This is a genomic window from Ohtaekwangia koreensis, assembly GCF_900167975.1.
Classification (GTDB): domain Bacteria; phylum Bacteroidota; class Bacteroidia; order Cytophagales; family Cyclobacteriaceae; genus Ohtaekwangia; species Ohtaekwangia koreensis.
The window spans coordinates 842,058-859,765 of record NZ_FUZU01000001.1 but is presented as its reverse complement, the minus strand read 5'-3'; the positions used below and the strand labels follow the sequence as shown (position 1 = coordinate 859,765).

The following is a 17,708-nucleotide window of genomic DNA, read 5'->3' as shown; positions in this document are numbered from 1 at the left end:
TAGTTAAAGAGACTCCTGATTATACCTGCTCCTCTTTTCGTTTACGCTTATACAAGAATAATTGCCAGCGTTCTTCTTCAATTCCTTTGGAGGCCATTTCTGCCCGTGAAAGTGTAAAGAACAAATCTGACAAGCGATTAATATAGGATGCTATATATTCTTCCACGCAAGCGGGATCTTCTTTGCTTAACGTTACCAGTCTACGCTCGGCACGCCTGATTTGCGTTCGCACAACATGACACAACGCAGAGATTTCATTCCCACCCGGTAGTAAAAAATAATCGGATGGCTCAGTCATCTCGCCCTCAAGTTGATCGATCCACGCTTCACAAAACGAAGCGCCATCAACAGGCTTCGGATTTGTATTTACTTTACTTGAATCCGATGGACGTGCAAGGTGTGACATCATGTCCATCAGGTCTTTCTGAATCTTGTGCAGATTCGCTTGCCAGTCATGTGATGGCTCGAGTTTGGAGCGCAACAATCCTAACGTTGAATTAGCTTCATCTATAGCACCGTTGCATTCAATACGTGCACTGTCTTTACTCTCTCGTTTTCCACCGAATACTCCGGTTTGTCCGTGATCGCCTTTTCGTGTGTAGATTTTCATTGTGTTATTAATCGTTATGGATAATCGTAAATCTTATTGATAGTCAAGTATACTTTCAGGTGAAAACAAATTCCAGGGAGTTATATATAGTAATAATCCCAATGGTGATCGAAAAGACACCTACTAGTAAATTAATGATCTTCAGAACAGATGCGCTTTCTGATGCAAACTTATTCAGCGAGAACGTAAAAAAGTATCCATAGGCTGACATAGAGAAAATGACTCCTATACTTTGCAAAATAATGATCCATACTGCTGTGGAAGAATCTTTTGCTGCGAGGGTTAGTGCAACCGTGCAAGCGCCTCCGGTACCTGCAAGGCCATGAATCATTCCCACCCAGAACGATCGGCTGAACCTGGGAGCTATAGGCTTGGGAGCTATCGTTGCGTGCCTGAAGTTTCTGTGGATTGCTACTATTCCGAGCCAGATCATTAAGGGGCCGATTAACCATTCAACTTTACTGGCAACTTCAAGGGATATAGTAGATTTCAACAAAAGAACAAGTACTGCAAAGAGTATCAGACTAAGCGAATGTCCAAGTGCCCAGTGCGATGATCGCCAGATCAGCTTCCACCGCTGGAGTGCACTTTTATTTTGTTCACTCGCCAAAACTGAAACAGCGGCCATGTGATCAGGCTCAAAAGAATGCTGCACACCTAATAACAACGAATCAATAAGCAGGTAGTTAATCATCTATACTATATTTATTATCACGTCTCATTACTCTTCCATTAACCTTATTTTATTATTCAGTTTATCACTTCGCTCTAGCTTTAATTACTCTTCCATGATAATGTATATATCACGGAGCTTGCGAACGGTATTCTCGGATGGAGTTTGCCACATACCACGTTGTATAGCTTCGAGCAAGCGCTCACTCATGTCGCGCAATGCCAGGGGATTTGCCTTCTCAATGAAAGCGCGGGTATCTTCATTAAACAGATATGCTTGAGCGATCTCTTCATACATAAAATCCTCTACGAGGTCGGTAGTGGCATCGTACGCAAACATATAGTCGAGCGTAGCAGCCATTTCGAAAGCTCCTTTATAGCCATGACGCTTCACACCTTCAATCCATTTTGGATTTATAACGCGTGACCTGAATACTTTCAACAACTCTTGTTTCAGTGATTTTATCTTTGGGTTATCCGGACGGGCATGATCGCCAAAGTATATAGCCGGCTGTTCGCCACGTTCTTGCTGCACAGCGTTGGCTAGTCCACCCTGAAACTGGTAATAATCATCAGAGTCCAGTATATCATGCTCACGATTGTCCTGGTTCTGTACAACGGCCTGTATATGCGCCAATTGATTTCTGAATGTATGTGTAGCTGAAACACCGCGTGCCTGTTTACCATACGCATAACTGCTCCAGGCTATATATGCTTCAGCCAGATCCCCTTTACTATCCCACGCCTGCTCATCAATTAGCGCCTGCAACCCGGCACCATAAGCACCGGGCTTCGATCCGAATACACGAAACGATGCCATCTGTTGCGCCTGTTCAGAGGTATATCCCTGTGCTAACCATTGCTCGCGATCTTTTCTGATTCGCTTTCGAATAAAATTCTCTTCGTCTGTTTCGTCCAGTGAAGCTATCTTTTCTACCACGGCATTGTATAATGAAATTATATCCGGAAATGCATCTCTGAAAAATCCGGAGATACGAAGCATAACATCAATGCGAGGTCTGCCCAATTGAAAAAGAGGAATCACCTGAAAATCAGTGACACGCCTGTTTACATTCTGCCAGACAGGTCTTACGCCCATCAGCGCCATAGCTTGCGCTATATCATCACCCCCCGTTCGCATAGTAGAAGTTCCCCATACCGATAATGCTATACTTTCGGGATACTCACCATGTTCCTGCATATACCGTTGCACCAATGCCGCTACGCTTTTCGCTCCCACCTGGTATGCTGCTTCCGTTGGAATCGTGCGCACGTCAATAGAATAAAAGTTTTTCCCGGTAGGAAGAATGTCCAGACGACCGCGGGTTGGAGCGCCTGATCCGCCAGCAGGTATATATTTACCGGATAGCCCGTTTAGCAAATGATCAATTTCATACGTAGTAGCCTGTAGCTTTTTAAGTGTATCACTCAAAATATAGTCAATCACAGCAAATGTCTGCGGAAACTGCGACACGATGGTATCATCTTGTATACTATTATTATTGTATAACTCAAGGCTGAGCGACAATAATTCCTTGGCCTTTACTTCCAGTGCCTCTACTACATCGCCATTCGTGCGACACGCGATATTAAAGATTGATTGATTAAACGGAGTGGCGTATTCAACTTGCAACGGATCGATTCCTATACCTATATCTCTGGCCAAAGCCTGGGTAATTCCAATACGATTAGCCGAAGGAAGACGGTGTAGCGCGATGATCAAGTCCAGTAGTTGATTACCTTCCGGGACCCTTCCGAAAATATGAAGGCCATCCCGAATTTGCGCTTCTTTGATTTCACATAAATACCCATCAAGCTTTACCAGTAACTCGTCCAGGTTATCAGAATCAATTTCAAGATCTTTTTTTAACTGGTGTTCGTTCACAAGTTTTTCAATATTACTCCGAAGTATAGCAGCGCGCTTTACATCGGCATGAACCGCTTCGTAATATTCATCAATTAAATTCTCAAGCTGCATGAGCACACCGTAGGTTTCAGCACGTGTCATGGGTGGAATAAGATGATCGATAATCACTGTCTGTGTACGCCTCTTGGCCTGCGAACCTTCACCCGGGTCATTTATAATGAATGGATAAAACTGAGGTATAGCTCCGAATACAGCAGCCGGAAAACAACTGGTGTCGCTAAGCGCCAGGCTTTTCCCGGGAAGCCATTCAAGGTTTCCGTGTTTCCCGATGTGTACAATTGCATCCGATTTGAATATACATTGTGTCCACCAGTAAAAAGCAAAGTAATAATACGGTGGCGGCAGATCGGGTGAATGATATGCGTTATGAACATCGATATGATATCCGCGCGAAGGTTGTATACTAACAAATACATTTCCAGAATATATACCCGGTATAGCAAAGCCCTCGCCATCGAAATATGGATCATCTGTTACATCGCCCCACTGACTCGCAATCTTTATCCGCAATTCTTCTGATAGCTGGTTATAGAACTGGTTAAAAGAATCAAGCGAAAGCGAAACCTGGTAAGGTCTCGTATAGCGTGAACCGAGTTCATTGGTAATGCGCGAACCGATCACCTGCATAAGCTCTTCCGCATCCTGAGGGAATGCATCACCGATACTGTACCCTTCGCCATATAACGCCTTTACAATTTCAATGGTACTTTGTGGAGTATCCAACCCCACACCATTAGCAAGCCGACTGTCTTTGTTGGGATAGTTTGGTAGAATGAGCGCTATTTTCTTTTCCGCGTTTTTCTTTTGCTGCAGTGTAATCCAATTACTCGCAAACCGGGCGACAAACTTGCAGCCCGGTATATAAGCATTATAATATACCGTACTTGAGTCCGTTAAGACATCCTTATCGTTTGCTTTTTTAAAAGATATAGGCTTGGTAATGATTCTGCCATCCAGTTCAGGCAATGCTACATTCATCGCGATATCGGTTGGTGAGAGACCAAAGCTTCCCTCCTTCCATGCCTGATAAGTTGATGCTGCATGAATCGCCTGGATCACCGGTACATTTATCCTTGCATAGATAAAGTCTGAGGAATCCACTTCCTGAAATTGCTTGATTGAAAAGCCTGTCGTCTTGATGATTACACCAAGTCTGTTTTTCTTCAATGCATCCAACACTGAAAACAATTCATTCACCTGGTATATTTCACGCAAGCTGGTAACAAAGACTATAACAGACGCTATATTTCGTTCTTTCAATTCATATACAAGCTGAAGAACTGGCCCGAGGTTATTGGAAAGATAATGGGCACGGTACACGATGATGACAGCCTCAGCTTCTTTCGCAGTTTCGTGCTCTGTATTAATTATACCATCAGCAGGATGGAATATAAAAATCTCCGGGGCAGACAACGGTTCGTCTACTGCAAAATTTAAATTAAAGAACTTATTAAACAATAGTTTCAATACGGAACTACTATTTTTCACATCTATCACTAGAAAATATTTCCAAAGCTGATGAAAGAACGTTGTATCAATGGAGGAACATTGTATAAGTTCAGGATCCATAGAATCATGTCCCGGAAGGAAAATAACAGGAACCTTGTGATCTCTATTTATAGTTATAATCTGCTCTACAAGATATCCGAAGTAACTTTTTCCACCAAGGATACGCACCACGATCAGCTTTGCTTTTGCCAATACTTCCTCGCTATAGGTATCAATCGTAAGCTCCTGCCTGAAATTCGCGAGGTTGGATAATCGTATAGATGGAATTGCGGAATTCTGTATGTATATCTTTTTATAGGCTTCGGAAAATGCCGCGAGTTCGGTATCGCTGGCAGACAGGAATATAATATCACCCGGACTTTGATCCACATATACCACCCCGTCCTGATTCGGACTCCATCCTCCGGGAATAGCAGATATGAGGTGCATTGTTTCAGGTTAAAGTTATACGCTTATAAATTCTACAGAGCGGTTACGGATTGATTTAGAAATCGCTCCACCGTTGCATTTACAGCATCCTCCGACAACTCATGTCCAATCACAACAAGTTTCGTAGCGCGCGCTTCATCAGGTCGCCAATGTCTGTCGAAGTGTTTTTCAAAGCGATCGCCCACCCCCTGAATGATCATACGCATAGATTTACCGTGAACGTTAATGAATCCTTTAATACGGTATATTTCAAACTCCCGGATCAATTGCAAAAGCGCTGTCTCCAATTGCTCAGGTGTATGCGCCTGCTGTATCGTTATTACCAGCGAAGTAAAACCATCATCATGTTCATGATCTACACCGAGGGCATGTTCTGCTTCGTGATGCGAGTATCGTGAATCCAGATCATCTTCAGAAGCCGCAAGGACACCCAATAGTATATTTGTATCTACTATACCTTTCGCAGCAGGAATGATTTTTATCGTATCGTTGCGCAAATTCTTCCTGATGATTTCCCGAATACCCTCATATGTACTCTCTGCTACCAGGTCACGCTTGGAGATGATCACCAGGTCGGCACAATTAAGTTGATCTTCGAAGAGCTCTTCGATTGGTGTCTCATGATCAAGTGAATCATCGGCCTCGCGTTGTGCCTGCACTTTTTCACGATCACATATTTCACCGGTTGCTTGCCCTACAGCATCCACGACCGTGATCACGGCATCTACCGTTACATGCGCTTTCAAATCAGGCCAGTTAACTGCGCGGATCAATGGCTTAGGCAGCGCAAGTCCGGAGGTCTCAATAACGATATGATCCAACTGATCTTTACGCTCCATAAGCCGAAGCATCACGGGTAAAAATTCTTCCTGCACGGTACAACACAGGCAACCGTTGGTAAGCTCGAGTATATCTTCCTCTGCACATCCACAATCCGATGATTTCAATAACTCTCCATCGACACCAACTTCGCCAAATTCATTTACAATTACAGCAATCCGTTTTCCTTCCGGATTTTTCAATATATGATGTAGCAGTGTAGTCTTTCCGGATCCAAGAAATCCGGTAATGATTGTGATTGGAAGTTTTTTATTCATAAAGCGTATCGTTAAGATGTATAGTTTATGTGAATTAAAAATGCAGTATATACTTCAGCATATAGTTTCTGCCCATCATGTTGTAACCGCGTTTCTCATAATAGTTTTCATCGGTGAGGTTTCCGATCATCAGGGCTACCTCACTATTTTTCTTCTTAACGCTTACGGACCAATCCAGCACCATAAAGGCGGGGTATTGAATGTCTGCATAGTTACCAGCACCGTATGCATTGTCAGCGCTCAGGTAATACGACCAGTCGGTATCGTATCTTCTGCCAACATACCTTCCTGAGAATCGTGTTGATAACCATTTCAAGTTATCATAACTCACTCCATAATTGAGTGTGAAATCAGCTACGTTATGCATTGCTAATGTAAGCGGCGAGGGCTGAAGGTATATTTCACGAATCTCCTCTGCCTTCAATATATATACACCACTGGCAAATAATTTCAAAGAGTGGCTTTTTTCCATTGCAATACCAAGGTCATACGAAAGATCGAATTCAATACCCGTAAGCGCTGTTCCTTTGGCATTCGTATAAGAATTCCTGTTTCGTATCGCTGCACCTGATTCCGCTACTTGCGCTGGATACTGCGTAATACTCGATATTACATTGTTTTCGAAATTGGTATGGAAATATGTAACATCTGCCGTGATGCCAGACTTGTTATTTATATACCGGATACCGGCATCCACCGTGGCACTTTGTTGATTCTTCAGATCTGCATTGCCAATCCAAACATCTACCGTATCAACGCCATCTTTTTTATTCTTGTCCACTTTCGTTTCGCTATACCCGGCTATTTCAAAAACACTTACAGTAGTAAAACCTGTTCCAAACGTTGCATGTAAAGAAACATTCGGAAGTATAGTATAGTTGACACCCGCACTTGGATTTACAACATTGCTCGCTTTAGACCTGGCCGCGAAAAGATTTGTACCAATCACGTCATATTGTATATTCTCGTACCGCACACCGGCGGTCACATTCAGGCGATTATCTGCAAAATTCAATTCACCCTGCGCATAAGCACCGGTGTTTGCCTGATCGAAATTCGGACTACGCGCAGATACATTCCTTGCTATACCCAAATCGTTATAGGAGAGATTCTCTTGTTCAACGCGTGTATAATCCACCCCTATGGTTACAAAATGGTCCTTAATCTGCTGACGCGCCATCCATTGTCCTCCGATCCACGTCAACTGATTATGTGCGCTTATATATTCTGATCGAACCGTAGTGCTGTCATTAACGGATACGTTGTAATTGGTAACTTGCTCTCTTGCAGTAAAGAACTTCGCGGTCATTTCCGTTGTACTCGTAACCTTCCCTTTAGCAATAACATCACTGCTATACCGGTCTATATCTTTCATTCCTGGACTAAGGCTTCCGTCCTCTATATCTCCCGGTGTATTTACATTCTTCGCATAGAACCGATCGCCTTTTGCGTCTATCCGCCATTTGTCATTTATAGTATATCCCAATCGTGCAGATGCAGTGTAGTTGCTATAGCTTGTATTCGGTCGTGTATCGCCATCACCACGGGTATCCTCTACAGCTATATCTTGTTTACCGGTTTCTGTCCACAGGATGCGATTGGCATGTTTCAAGTCAAAGGCGTCCCTTAAAAGATTATTCCTTCCGAGCTTAAAATCCTTTGATTGACTATAGCTGTTGAAGCTGGCATCAAAATCAAGTTTACTGATAATATTGCCTCCCAAAGAAAATCCGCCTTGCGTAATTCCAAAACTTCCTATACCTGCGAAGGCTCTTCCTTTCAATTCGCCATTTGTTTTCTTTGTGATAATATTGACTACACCTCCCATCGCTTGCGAACCATAGAGTGCAGATGCAGGACCTTTCAATACTTCTATGCGCTCGACATTATTCATATCGATCGTAGCAAGGTTGGTTGCTCCGGCCGGACGACCATCAATCAATAGAAGCGTACGCTGATTGATTCCGGAAAACTGGGGACGAAATCCTCTGATCCCTATACCGGATAACAAACCCGGATATTGAATTACATCTACGCCAGCAGTTTTCTTTAACAAGTCGGTAAGATCTGTAGCAACCGTTTTATCAATATCCTCTCTCCCGATCACTTTGATTTTCTGCGGAACACTCTCAATAAATCTGTCAGCGCGTGTAGCGGTAATGACAACTTCGCTGAGTTGCTCAAGACCGGCTATCATTGTTATATCTATAGTGCCACCGGCAGCCACGCTTACTTCCTGGCTTTTATAGCCTTGATGCGAAAATACCAGAACAGCACCATGCGCTGATATACTCATCGTATAGTATCCTGCATCATTTGATGTCGTTCCAGTTGCAATACCTTTCTGCACTATATTTACCACCGGCAAGGGATTGCCCGACTCATCCTTCACAATGCCTTTTACAACTAAATTATGCTGTGCTAAAATCAAACCAGGCATTCCTACCGTTATAAAAAGTGACCAGTAGATAGCGCGATAAAAAAATATCATATATATAATTAACTGATTAATAATTCTATTTTATACTTCCAACTGTTAACCGCTTATGTTAATATAGTTGTCAACTACATGATTCCAGAAGTTGCCTTCACCATTCCATTCAATATTTAGAAAGACTCCATTCCTGGAATTCGCTATGTACAGACCACGTGTACTCTCGCTACTTCGCTGATACATCTTAATCCTGCTTACTTTCAAAAGAAAAAACTCAGACTCTCTGGCCGCAGCCATAATTACTTCGATCTTCTCAGCATCATTATTACCGGCAACTGTAGCTTTTCCGTCCGCATAGTAGATACTGAATTCCTCAGAGCGTAACAATTGGTCATAATGATATATAGTAAGCTGCGAACGGTATACCTGAAAAATCTCTTTCAACAACGGATAGACGTTGTGTTCCCAAGGGTAAATAGCAGCCCCGTAAATCTCACCTATACTTTCATCTTGATGAACAGAAAATTCTTGGCGCGTTTTCGGTTCGATATCACGTACAGGAAACATCTTTGTCCAGCCTTTGCTGAACAGAAGATTATAATCGAGATCCCCTTTTTGTTTGAGTTTGATGTTAACAAACTCGCCCATCGTCTCGGTTGTCATTCGTTTATACCATGAACCTTGCGGATCCACAAACAATACGGGAGCATTTTCACATTGTCCGAGACAAAGTGTTTTTACCGTATGCGTAATCTCGTGCAAGCCTGCCATTTTTATAGCACAACGCAGCTCACGCACACTTTCTTCAGCACCATTCTTTTTACACGTGGAGCCATTGCATATAAAAACTGTATTGGTAACTTTTGTCAGGTCTTTTCCCATGTATAGTATATGCGTTAGCAAATTATAATCATACTTTTTCAACGGCATTCTCCTGGTGAAGAAATCTATCTCTTAAATATTCAATAACATTTTCGATGGTATTGAATCGAATAGCATTACCCTCGGATTCAAACATCCAGCAATAATCATCGTGGTGCTCTTGAATATATAGTATAGTCGCAGACGATTCTGTTATATAAAACCCCTCGCGTTCCAATGCTCTGTGTGTCCAGAAATATAGTGTGCCGTCACCTTTGAGTTGTATTCTCTTGTTATCCTCGAGAGTATTTACTTTGAACGTTCCTGTCTCGCGACAAAAATCAAAGCCACTTTTACGAAATGCTTTTTCAAATGTCCCATTGAGAATCAAGTCTTCAGGTGTTCCCGTTATCAAAGATTGATTTGGCATCATGAGCCATATTCTATCGGCAGTTTGTAGCGCCAGATCAAGCTCATGTGTAGAAAGCAAAATTGCTTTTTTAGTTTGACGCGCCATTCTTCGTAATAGGCGTATTATTTCCACACGATTAGGCAGGTCCAAGTGTGCCGTTGGTTCATCCAGTATAATCAGCGGTGTATCTTGTATCAGCGCACGCGTGATCATTACTTTCTGTCGCTCACCATCACTTAACTGATGAATCTGCTTGTCGAGGTATTTTTCGATACCGGTTGCACGAATGGCTTCCTTAATAATTACTTTATCGTGTTTACGAAGCGTCCCAAACCAATCAGCATACGGATATCGCCCCAGCGTCAACACAGTATATACATTCAGGTTACCGGCTTGCACATTCTCCGCTAATACAAGACTAAGTTTTTGCGCCAGCGTTGCTTTCTGGATGGTATTGATATCAACACCTCCTATATATACCTTTCCCTCCAGGGGATTTTGAATACCCGCCAATGTTCGAATGAGTGTACTCTTGCCAGCACCGTTAGACCCTAAGAGACAAACAAATTGTCCGGGCTTCAAAGTGAACTCCAACGCACTGCCTACGGGCGTGACTTTCCCTTTAGCTTTATAACCTATTGAAAGATTCTGCGCACGGAGTATATCAGGTGCATCCTTTACAGATGCATTGCGCATCACCGAAGTATAGGATATCGTATTTTCCGTATACATCTTAGCTGAAAGAGGATCGTATATTCTTCTGTTTCAGAATTACCCACATCACGACAGGCGAGCCAATGATTGCCGTGACAGCATTAATCGGCAATACTGAATGATGCCCAGGTAACTGTGCCACAATATCACACACCAACATGATCGTGGCTCCCAAAAGGCAACAGGAAGGAACCAACACGCGATGATCGGAAGTATTTAAAACTGCTCTGCAGAGGTGCGGCACTGCTATACCTATAAATCCGATCGGCCCACAAAAACCTGTGATCGCTCCGGCCAGAAGGCTTGTCGAAATGATGATGAGTATCTTCACCACCTTTAAGTTCAATCCCATGCTGGCGGCATAGCTTTCACCCAGCAATAAAAGATTCAAAAATTTAGAAGATATAAAGGCAAGTGCTATACCCATCAGAATCACGATGGATAGTATATTTAATTGTGCACTCGACACACCTCCCAGACTTCCGAAAGTCCACATGAGGTAATCCTGAATTTGTTCGGGCTCACTGAAGTACTGCCATATACTTACAACCGCGATAATGAGATTCGATAACATTAGTCCGACAATCAGAAGTATAACATTATCCCGGATGCGTAATGATAGTCCGATGACCATCAACAGTACAATGGCGGAACCTATGGCTGCAGCCAATATAATTAACCAGCTCCCTCCTATACCAAGCTGACGAATGGCAACGTTGCTGGTTACGTGCCCTGTGCCCAGCATTAATATAGCGACACCGAAACTCGCGCCCGATGTAACACCGAGTACAGATGGTCCTGCCAACGGGTTTCTAAAAAGCGTTTGCATCTGCAATCCGCTTACGGATAGCGCTGATCCTGCAAGTATAGCGGTGAGCGCTTTCGGTATCCGTATGTTCTGCACGATCGTAAGCCATGCTATATTTTCAGAACCCTGGCCGGTTAATATCTTTATAACTTCAGTAACGGGTATAGTTACTGAGCCGAGGACCAGATCAAGCACCAGGAAAAACAATACAGAAAAAATCATCGCGACTATCCACGAAAACTTTGGGGTTAAAGCAGGAAGCTCAAGGTCATCGAAGGGTATAGATTTAGTGATCTCTGCCATACTATTGCGTCTTTTGGTAACAGAAGAGTCTATAGTCTGACGAAGTGATCCCTGGTTCTAAATAATCATATACTCTGGATGCGTTTTGGGGTCTCGGTAAAACGTGAAGGATTTTATAGGAATGAAGGTATATTAGATCGAATCCGATTGCAAAACCAACGGTAAGGTTGGATGAAAATCGATTATACAGAATTTCCGTTAACGCATTTTCTTTGCGCTGAGGCATGCATGCATAGAGCCATGCAAGAATGATGATGCCTGTAAACAGGCACACTGAAGGTACAGTAGTGCTGTGATGATATAGTCTTTCCATGCTACTATTGCCTTTCACCCGAAAGCATTAAGTTGTTAGCTATGGCAGGTCTTCTGACTCTCCCGGCTCAGGCGCCTTCCCATCTTTACTCTGATCTCCAGAATTTCGACAGTGGCATTGTTGCCTGAACACAGCCATTGAATAAATCAACAGCAGGATTACAGCAGCGGGTACTGTTCCGGATTTTCACCGGATTCCCTTTTAATGCAAGTATCTAGTATCAATACTTGCAACCGTAACTGCGACAAATGTATAATAATTTCTGAGAAAAAAATGGACAGACAATATTTATCACAAAACAACGAAGTGAAAGGGCTACAAAACTATGTGCAGATTGTGATTATACTATATAAGGAGTTACGGATTGATTTCCGCGAACTTAACATGAAGTTTATCGGCCAGTTCCCGTGCTTTTCTTAACTGCACAAAACCTCGCTCTGTGTTCACAACCTTTGTATAGTGTAACGATTTCAGGTACCGTTTATAAAAATCAACAGCCTCTACAAATGGATCTTGCGAGGAGTTCATGGCGCAATTGAGCTTTCCGTCTGTGAAAATATATAATTGACGTTGTATACTCTTCGCCGCTATATTTTGACGAACATGGTAATAGACTTTATTAAAACCGGCCGTAAGGTTAGTTTGGCCACCCGTAGGAAAATGTTCCAACGCATGTATAAACTCTTCTCCGTCTGTCGTGCCGGGTTGAAAGATTTCGGCTTCGCCCTTGCAAAGCGCTATCCCTATAAATGAAATTTTCTTTCCCCTATTACTCTTTAATGTATAGTTTATTAAACCTTTCGTATACCGGATCTGATCATCCTTCGCCATTGAGCCACTTGAATCCACCAGGAAGTATACCTCAAGCTTTGCCTTGGAGTTATCAGGAGTATAAACAATTTCGAAGTTGCCTCGCGCTGTATAATGCTTCACCGTGTCAAAAATATTTATTCTTCGCGCTGCTATATTCGTTGCAGGTTGCTGAATCTTAAAAGCACTTGCTTCGATGGCCTTTCCTTTCGCTACAGCATCAATGGTATTCTTTTTAAAGAATTTCAAAGCTTTGTCTGCAGGCAAAGCGCCGAGTTGCTTTTCCGCAGGGCGATCATTACCACCTTTATCAGAACCATTGCTGTCACCGTTTCTGCCACCGCCTGTATTATTCTCGTTAGAATTTTTAGAAGATGGCGATTGATTCTTCGAGCGATGTTTTAGAACGAATGGCGCAACTATATCTATATGCTGTATTGAAAGCATAGTTTCTCCGGACAATGCTGCATAGGCCCTTCCAGCTTTCACCAGTAAAATGTCTGCTCGCAAACCTTCTACCTGATGTTGTATACACAATGCGGAAGCATACTCAAATACGGATTCAGGTATATCTATAGTATGCAGCATTTTTCTTGCTTCCTGTAACCGCTGCCGAATTTCTTGTTGCTCATCGCTCCATTCTTTCAGTATTTTTTCGGGAGCAAGATCAAATTCTATTCTTCGTTGCGTGATTGTTTTTCGGATCGCCAGATCATGCGGCGTGCTCACTTCAACACACAAGCCAAAGCGATCAAGCAACTGCGGCCTTAACTCTCCTTCTTCCGGATTCATAGTGCCGATCAGGCAAAATTCACTATCCTGCCATACTGAAAGCCCTTCGCGCTCCAAATGATAGCCGCCAGTTGCAGCAGCGTCGAGTAATATATCTGTCAGATAATCGTTTAGAAGATTTACTTCATCAATATATAGGATGCCCTGGTGTGCCTGTGCCAACAGTCCTTTTTGCAATACTTGCTTTTTATCGTTGATCAGTTTTTCAAGATCAACGGATCCTAACACGCGATCTTCCGATGCACCGATGGGTAAATTTACAAAACTGAAATCAGGCTCTATAGTCTTCATCAACTGACTCAATGAGCGCACCGTTGTCGTTTTACCTGTCCCTTTATCGCCTAGCACGAGTAGTCCGCCTATACTTTTATCTACCATTAACAACTCGATGGCTAACTTGAATTCTGATTGAGCCGCAATGGCAGCATACGGAAACGTTACACTATTATTCATACTTTAATACTTATTAATCAGTGCTGATCAAAAGCAAAAGTGAATTAAATTAGCAAGAAAAGAAAGCAAGGGATTCAACGTGATGCACGTAACTCAAAATATAGGTATATAAACTTAGTACTATGATCCTGGCGTTGGACACGCATTACCGTAATGAAAAAGCAAAGACTATCTGCATCGGATTCAACGATTGGATGGATGAAATGCCAATAGAAATCTTTTGTGAGGAGCTGGATGTTGAAGCCGGTGCTTTTTATAAAAGAGAGTTACCGTGTATCATCAGGTATCCTGCAAAAGGCAGACCTTGATAAAACGGAAGTGATTATAATTGATGGATATGTTATTCTGGATGATACCGGGAAACCCGGACTCGGTGGACATCTATATGAATTCCTAAAGCGAAAGATCCCTGTGATCGGGGTTGCTAAAACAAACTTCGCCAACAATGCACGCCATAAACGCGAAGTATATCGCGGAGAAAGCGTCAGACCTTTGTATGTAACAACATTGGGAATGGATCTTGACCTTGCTTGCGGCTATATCAAAAACATGCATGGTGTTTTCCGGATTCCTACGATGTTAAAAAAACTCGATACGTTAACAAAAGAATAAGTTCTTGTTACCTACTCAGTCCGTTGTGCCGACAGGCTCACTCTTCTAAATTAATAACCAGGGAACCAATTTCCTGTTCTTTGAAAGTATAGTTACGTTTATACTTTCCACTGCGGTTATCAGCCGTCAGCTTGCACGAAAGCACCTCGTCATCAACAACGTATTCTTTAAAGAGTACGTTATGATACATCATCCACTATGGTTAGTTTTGATAACGCTCATAAACAAATTCCTGAATGATAATCCAGAATCAAAAGTCGCTGTTTAGTATTCCGCCTGAAATAACATTTCTCAATTGCGCTACCATGTCACCTCTGCTAAAAAGTGCACATGATGCTGGCGTTTACGCGCTGGAAAAACGGAGTCACCCATGGGAAATTAAAGTCGATGACTGGTTCAATCCTGCGGAAGAATTACGAAGCTTGTTCGCCAAAATAATCCAGACAGATACAGAAAATATAGCACTGATTCCATCGGCCAGTTATGGAATAGCGATTGCTGCACAAAATATACCTTTGCGTGCTGACCAGAAAATTATATTGCTGGATCAACAGTATCCATCTAATGTATATGCCTGGCGGCAGCTTTCATATAGTACGCAAGCGGAAATTATCACCGTTAAAAAGAAAGCCGACCAACACTGGACGGATGCTATCCTTGAACAAATCAATGAGACTACCGGGCTTGTAGCAATACCAAATTGTCATTGGACCGATGGAAGTCTTATTGACCTTGAAGTAATCAGCAAAAAAGTAAAAGCCGTGAATGCAAAACTGGTTATTGATGCAAGTCAATCGGCTGGTGCGTATCCATTAAACATTCAAACTATACAGCCTGACTTTCTAGTTACCGTAGGGTATAAATGGTTGATGGGGCCTTATGGATTAGGCTATTTATATGCGGCACCCGAGTATTGCCTTACAGGAAAACCAATTGAATACTCGTGGCTGAATAAAAAGAACAGCGAAGATTTTACACGTCTGGTTGATTACCAGGATGAATATAAAACAGGAGCGCGAAGATTTGATGCGGGTGAATTTCCGAACTTTATACATATATCTATGGCTATTGCAGCGCTGTCTCAAATTCTGTCGTGGGGTGTTGAGAATATACATGAAACGATTTCTGTATTGACGTCCCGAATCGAAAGTCTCGCGTTACAAAACGGACTCACGGTACCATCCGGAAGTATACGTGTGGGACACATGATCGGCGTTGGATTCTCTTATGCTGAAATACCTGCGCTCAGCAAAAGGCTTGCCGATGCCCAGGTATATGTGAGTTTCAGAGGAGAAAAAATGAGAATAGCTCCTCACCTCTACAATGACACTGCTGCTATAGATCGACTCTTCGAAATCATTAATAGCCGTTAATAATCACACACCGCCTCCATAAAAAGAACAGTGGCTATGTTTGCAGAAGATTAAATTGTATTTCATGGAAAAGCGTTCTGCTCACAATTTATATTTATTTTCGAACCACATTTATGAATTATAGTATTCCTCAACTTAGAACTGTTAATGTAACGCGCTACGTTACACCGCTGCGTGAAGGGGGCTCTATGCCTGCCATTGCTGAAGCGGACGACCAGTTTTTATACGTGTTGAAATTTCGTGGTGCAGGGCAAGGAAAAAAGGCACTCATTGCTGAGCTTATCGGAGGAGAAATTGCACGTGCTCTTGGTCTTAACATTCCTGAAATTGTATTTGCAAATCTTGATATAGCCTTTGGTCGTATTGAAGGTGATGAAGAGATTCAGGATCTTCTTAAAGCGAGCGTAGGACTTAATCTTGCGTTACACTATCTCTCGGGTTCCGTTGCTTTTGATCCGCTTGTAACAAAGGTTGACTCCAAACTTGCTTCACAAATTGTATGGCTGGACAGTTTGTTATTGAATGTAGATCGTACTGCCCGCAATACAAATATGCTGTGGTGGCATAAAGCGTTATGGCTTATCGATCATGGTGCTGCACTATATTTCCATCACTCGTGGAGTGATTGGGATCAACCTAAAAAACAATTCGTCAATATCAAAGACCATGTATTACTATCATCAGCTTCGGAGCTTGAAAGCGTTGACACAGAATTTCGTCCTATACTTAGCCATGAACGCATCCGTTCGATTGTCGATTTGATTCCGGAAGAGTGGCTTGCAGGTGAATCTGCTTTTGAATCAACCGATCAACATCGTCAAGCCTATGTCCAATTTTTAGTGACACGAGTTGCTCATTCAGATTTTTTTGTAAAAGAAGCACAACATGCAAGAGAGTCACTTATTTGAATACGCTGTCATTCGAGTTGTACCCAGAGTAGAACGTGAAGAATTCCTCAACGTTGGTGTCATTCTGTTTTGTTCGAAGCAAAAATTTCTGAAAGCAACATTGGAGTTGAATGAAGCACGGCTGAAAGCTCTTTGCCATACTATAGATATAGCAGAGCTTCAAGAGTATATAAATTCCTTTATCAGAATATGCGAAGGTGGCGCACAGGGAGGGCCAATCGGCAAACTATCTATGGCGGAACGTTTTCGCTGGCTCACCGCCACGCGGAGCACTGTTATACAAACCTCTAAAGTACACCCAGGCTTGTGTGGCGATGCTACTGAAACGCTCGGACGGCTATATAAGGAATTGGTTCTTTAAAGGAATCCACAGAATGCCTATATAATTAAGCATGCCTAATCGGAAGCCGAATAAGCGTTCAAACTTATACATAGAAATATTCTTAAACTGATCTAAAAATCGCCTTTGTAAGACATCACACGAGTGAAATCTAATAATTTGGTTGATTTCATAACCAACCGAAACATTTTTTGATACATTTGTTACGATTAAAACTATGTATGCAGAAGAGGCTTGATCCCTCCTGATTCTTCTGTTACTCCCACTGCTATTTTGTTTCAACATTTTAAATTGTTTTAAACACATATGGTGTGGGTTAATCGTATTGCCT

15 protein-coding genes and 1 riboswitch are annotated in these 17,708 nt (G+C 42.4%); of the genes, 4 read left to right on the top strand and 11 right to left on the bottom strand.

The window, feature by feature from the left end:
- Positions 1–19: 19 nt before the first annotated feature.
- The 10 genes from B5Y40_RS03705 to B5Y40_RS03665 all read right to left on the bottom strand — a co-directional run bounded on the left by B5Y40_RS03705 (position 20) and on the right by B5Y40_RS03665 (position 14,144).
- Positions 20–610, bottom strand: coding sequence for a cob(I)yrinic acid a,c-diamide adenosyltransferase (locus tag B5Y40_RS03705; RefSeq protein ID WP_079685350.1), 591 nt, complete (start codon positions 608–610; stop codon positions 20–22).
- Between the two features lie 55 nt (positions 611–665).
- Positions 666–1,304 (bottom strand): hypothetical protein, encoded by a 639-nt coding sequence (locus B5Y40_RS03700; protein ID WP_079685349.1) that lies wholly within the window; start codon positions 1,302–1,304, stop codon positions 666–668.
- A gap of 84 nt (positions 1,305–1,388) precedes the next feature.
- On the bottom strand, positions 1,389–5,147 hold the full coding sequence (gene cobN / locus B5Y40_RS03695) for a cobaltochelatase subunit CobN (RefSeq protein ID WP_079685348.1): 3,759 nt from the start codon (positions 5,145–5,147) through the stop codon (positions 1,389–1,391).
- A 32-nt stretch (positions 5,148–5,179) separates the two neighbouring features.
- Positions 5,180–6,244, bottom strand: a complete 1,065-nt coding sequence (gene cobW, locus B5Y40_RS03690) for a cobalamin biosynthesis protein CobW (protein WP_079685347.1) — start codon at positions 6,242–6,244, stop codon at positions 5,180–5,182.
- 34 nt (positions 6,245–6,278) lie between these two features.
- Positions 6,279–8,735: a TonB-dependent receptor gene (locus B5Y40_RS03685; protein ID WP_079685346.1), complete on the bottom strand. Its 2,457-nt coding sequence runs from the start codon at positions 8,733–8,735 to the stop codon at positions 6,279–6,281.
- 45 nt (positions 8,736–8,780) lie between these two features.
- The gene (locus B5Y40_RS03680; RefSeq protein ID WP_159453595.1) at positions 8,781–9,560 is read right to left on the bottom strand and encodes a (2Fe-2S) ferredoxin domain-containing protein; all 780 of its coding nucleotides are present in this window, start codon (positions 9,558–9,560) and stop codon (positions 8,781–8,783) included.
- A gap of 28 nt (positions 9,561–9,588) precedes the next feature.
- Positions 9,589–10,683: an ABC transporter ATP-binding protein gene (locus B5Y40_RS03675; RefSeq protein WP_143785592.1), complete on the bottom strand. Its 1,095-nt coding sequence runs from the start codon at positions 10,681–10,683 to the stop codon at positions 9,589–9,591.
- A 1-nt stretch (position 10,684) separates the two neighbouring features.
- The gene (locus tag B5Y40_RS03670; RefSeq protein WP_079685344.1) at positions 10,685–11,776 is read right to left on the bottom strand and encodes an iron ABC transporter permease; all 1,092 of its coding nucleotides are present in this window, start codon (positions 11,774–11,776) and stop codon (positions 10,685–10,687) included.
- Position 11,777: 1 nt separating this feature from the next.
- Entirely contained in the window at positions 11,778–12,089 is a 312-nt protein-coding gene (locus tag B5Y40_RS29300) for a hypothetical protein (RefSeq protein ID WP_143785591.1), read from the bottom strand.
- Positions 12,090–12,115: 26 nt separating this feature from the next.
- Positions 12,116–12,342: riboswitch (cobalamin riboswitch) on the bottom strand.
- Positions 12,343–12,446: 104 nt separating this feature from the next.
- On the bottom strand, positions 12,447–14,144 hold the full coding sequence (locus B5Y40_RS03665) for an AAA family ATPase (RefSeq protein ID WP_079685343.1): 1,698 nt from the start codon (positions 14,142–14,144) through the stop codon (positions 12,447–12,449).
- A gap of 222 nt (positions 14,145–14,366) precedes the next feature.
- Between B5Y40_RS03665 and B5Y40_RS03660 the strand changes: the two genes are divergently transcribed.
- Positions 14,367–14,756, top strand: a complete 390-nt coding sequence (locus B5Y40_RS03660) for an endonuclease V (RefSeq protein WP_245840464.1) — start codon at positions 14,367–14,369, stop codon at positions 14,754–14,756.
- A gap of 37 nt (positions 14,757–14,793) precedes the next feature.
- Here B5Y40_RS03660 and B5Y40_RS29510 read toward each other — a convergent pair whose 3' ends face one another.
- The gene (locus B5Y40_RS29510) at positions 14,794–14,949 is read right to left on the bottom strand and encodes a hypothetical protein (protein ID WP_159453594.1); all 156 of its coding nucleotides are present in this window, start codon (positions 14,947–14,949) and stop codon (positions 14,794–14,796) included.
- Positions 14,950–14,992: 43 nt separating this feature from the next.
- Between B5Y40_RS29510 and B5Y40_RS03655 the strand changes: the two genes are divergently transcribed.
- The 3 genes from B5Y40_RS03655 (at position 14,993) to B5Y40_RS03645 (ending at position 17,398) form a co-directional block, all read left to right on the top strand.
- A complete protein-coding gene (locus tag B5Y40_RS03655; RefSeq protein WP_079685342.1) occupies positions 14,993–16,129 on the top strand; it encodes an aminotransferase class V-fold PLP-dependent enzyme in 1,137 nt (378 codons plus the stop codon).
- 113 nt (positions 16,130–16,242) lie between these two features.
- On the top strand, positions 16,243–17,037 hold the full coding sequence (locus B5Y40_RS03650) for a HipA family kinase (protein WP_079685341.1): 795 nt from the start codon (positions 16,243–16,245) through the stop codon (positions 17,035–17,037).
- Positions 17,015–17,398, top strand: coding sequence for a DUF3037 domain-containing protein (locus B5Y40_RS03645; protein ID WP_079685340.1), 384 nt, complete (start codon positions 17,015–17,017; stop codon positions 17,396–17,398). Before B5Y40_RS03650 ends, B5Y40_RS03645 begins: the two co-directional genes overlap by 23 nt.
- The last annotated feature ends 310 nt before the right edge of the window (positions 17,399–17,708 follow it).

Coding starts and splice junctions, on each gene's coding strand:
- B5Y40_RS03685 (WP_079685346.1), bottom strand. CDS start 8,735: ATGATATTTTTTTATCGCGCTATCTACTGGTCACTTTTTATAACGGTA.
- B5Y40_RS03675 (WP_143785592.1), bottom strand. CDS start 10,683: ATGTATACGGAAAATACGATATCCTATACTTCGGTGATGCGCAATGCA.
- B5Y40_RS03670 (WP_079685344.1), bottom strand. CDS start 11,776: ATGGCAGAGATCACTAAATCTATACCCTTCGATGACCTTGAGCTTCCT.
- cobW (WP_079685347.1), bottom strand. CDS start 6,244: ATGAATAAAAAACTTCCAATCACAATCATTACCGGATTTCTTGGATCC.
- B5Y40_RS03680 (WP_159453595.1), bottom strand. CDS start 9,560: ATGGGAAAAGACCTGACAAAAGTTACCAATACAGTTTTTATATGCAAT.
- B5Y40_RS03700 (WP_079685349.1), bottom strand. CDS start 1,304: ATGATTAACTACCTGCTTATTGATTCGTTGTTATTAGGTGTGCAGCAT.
- B5Y40_RS03645 (WP_079685340.1), top strand. CDS start 17,015: ATGCAAGAGAGTCACTTATTTGAATACGCTGTCATTCGAGTTGTACCC.
- cobN (WP_079685348.1), bottom strand. CDS start 5,147: ATGCACCTCATATCTGCTATTCCCGGAGGATGGAGTCCGAATCAGGAC.
- B5Y40_RS03705 (WP_079685350.1), bottom strand. CDS start 610: ATGAAAATCTACACACGAAAAGGCGATCACGGACAAACCGGAGTATTC.
- B5Y40_RS03665 (WP_079685343.1), bottom strand. CDS start 14,144: ATGAATAATAGTGTAACGTTTCCGTATGCTGCCATTGCGGCTCAATCA.
- B5Y40_RS03655 (WP_079685342.1), top strand. CDS start 14,993: ATGATAATCCAGAATCAAAAGTCGCTGTTTAGTATTCCGCCTGAAATA.
- B5Y40_RS03650 (WP_079685341.1), top strand. CDS start 16,243: ATGAATTATAGTATTCCTCAACTTAGAACTGTTAATGTAACGCGCTAC.
- B5Y40_RS29300 (WP_143785591.1), bottom strand. CDS start 12,089: ATGGAAAGACTATATCATCACAGCACTACTGTACCTTCAGTGTGCCTG.
- B5Y40_RS29510 (WP_159453594.1), bottom strand. CDS start 14,949: ATGATGTATCATAACGTACTCTTTAAAGAATACGTTGTTGATGACGAG.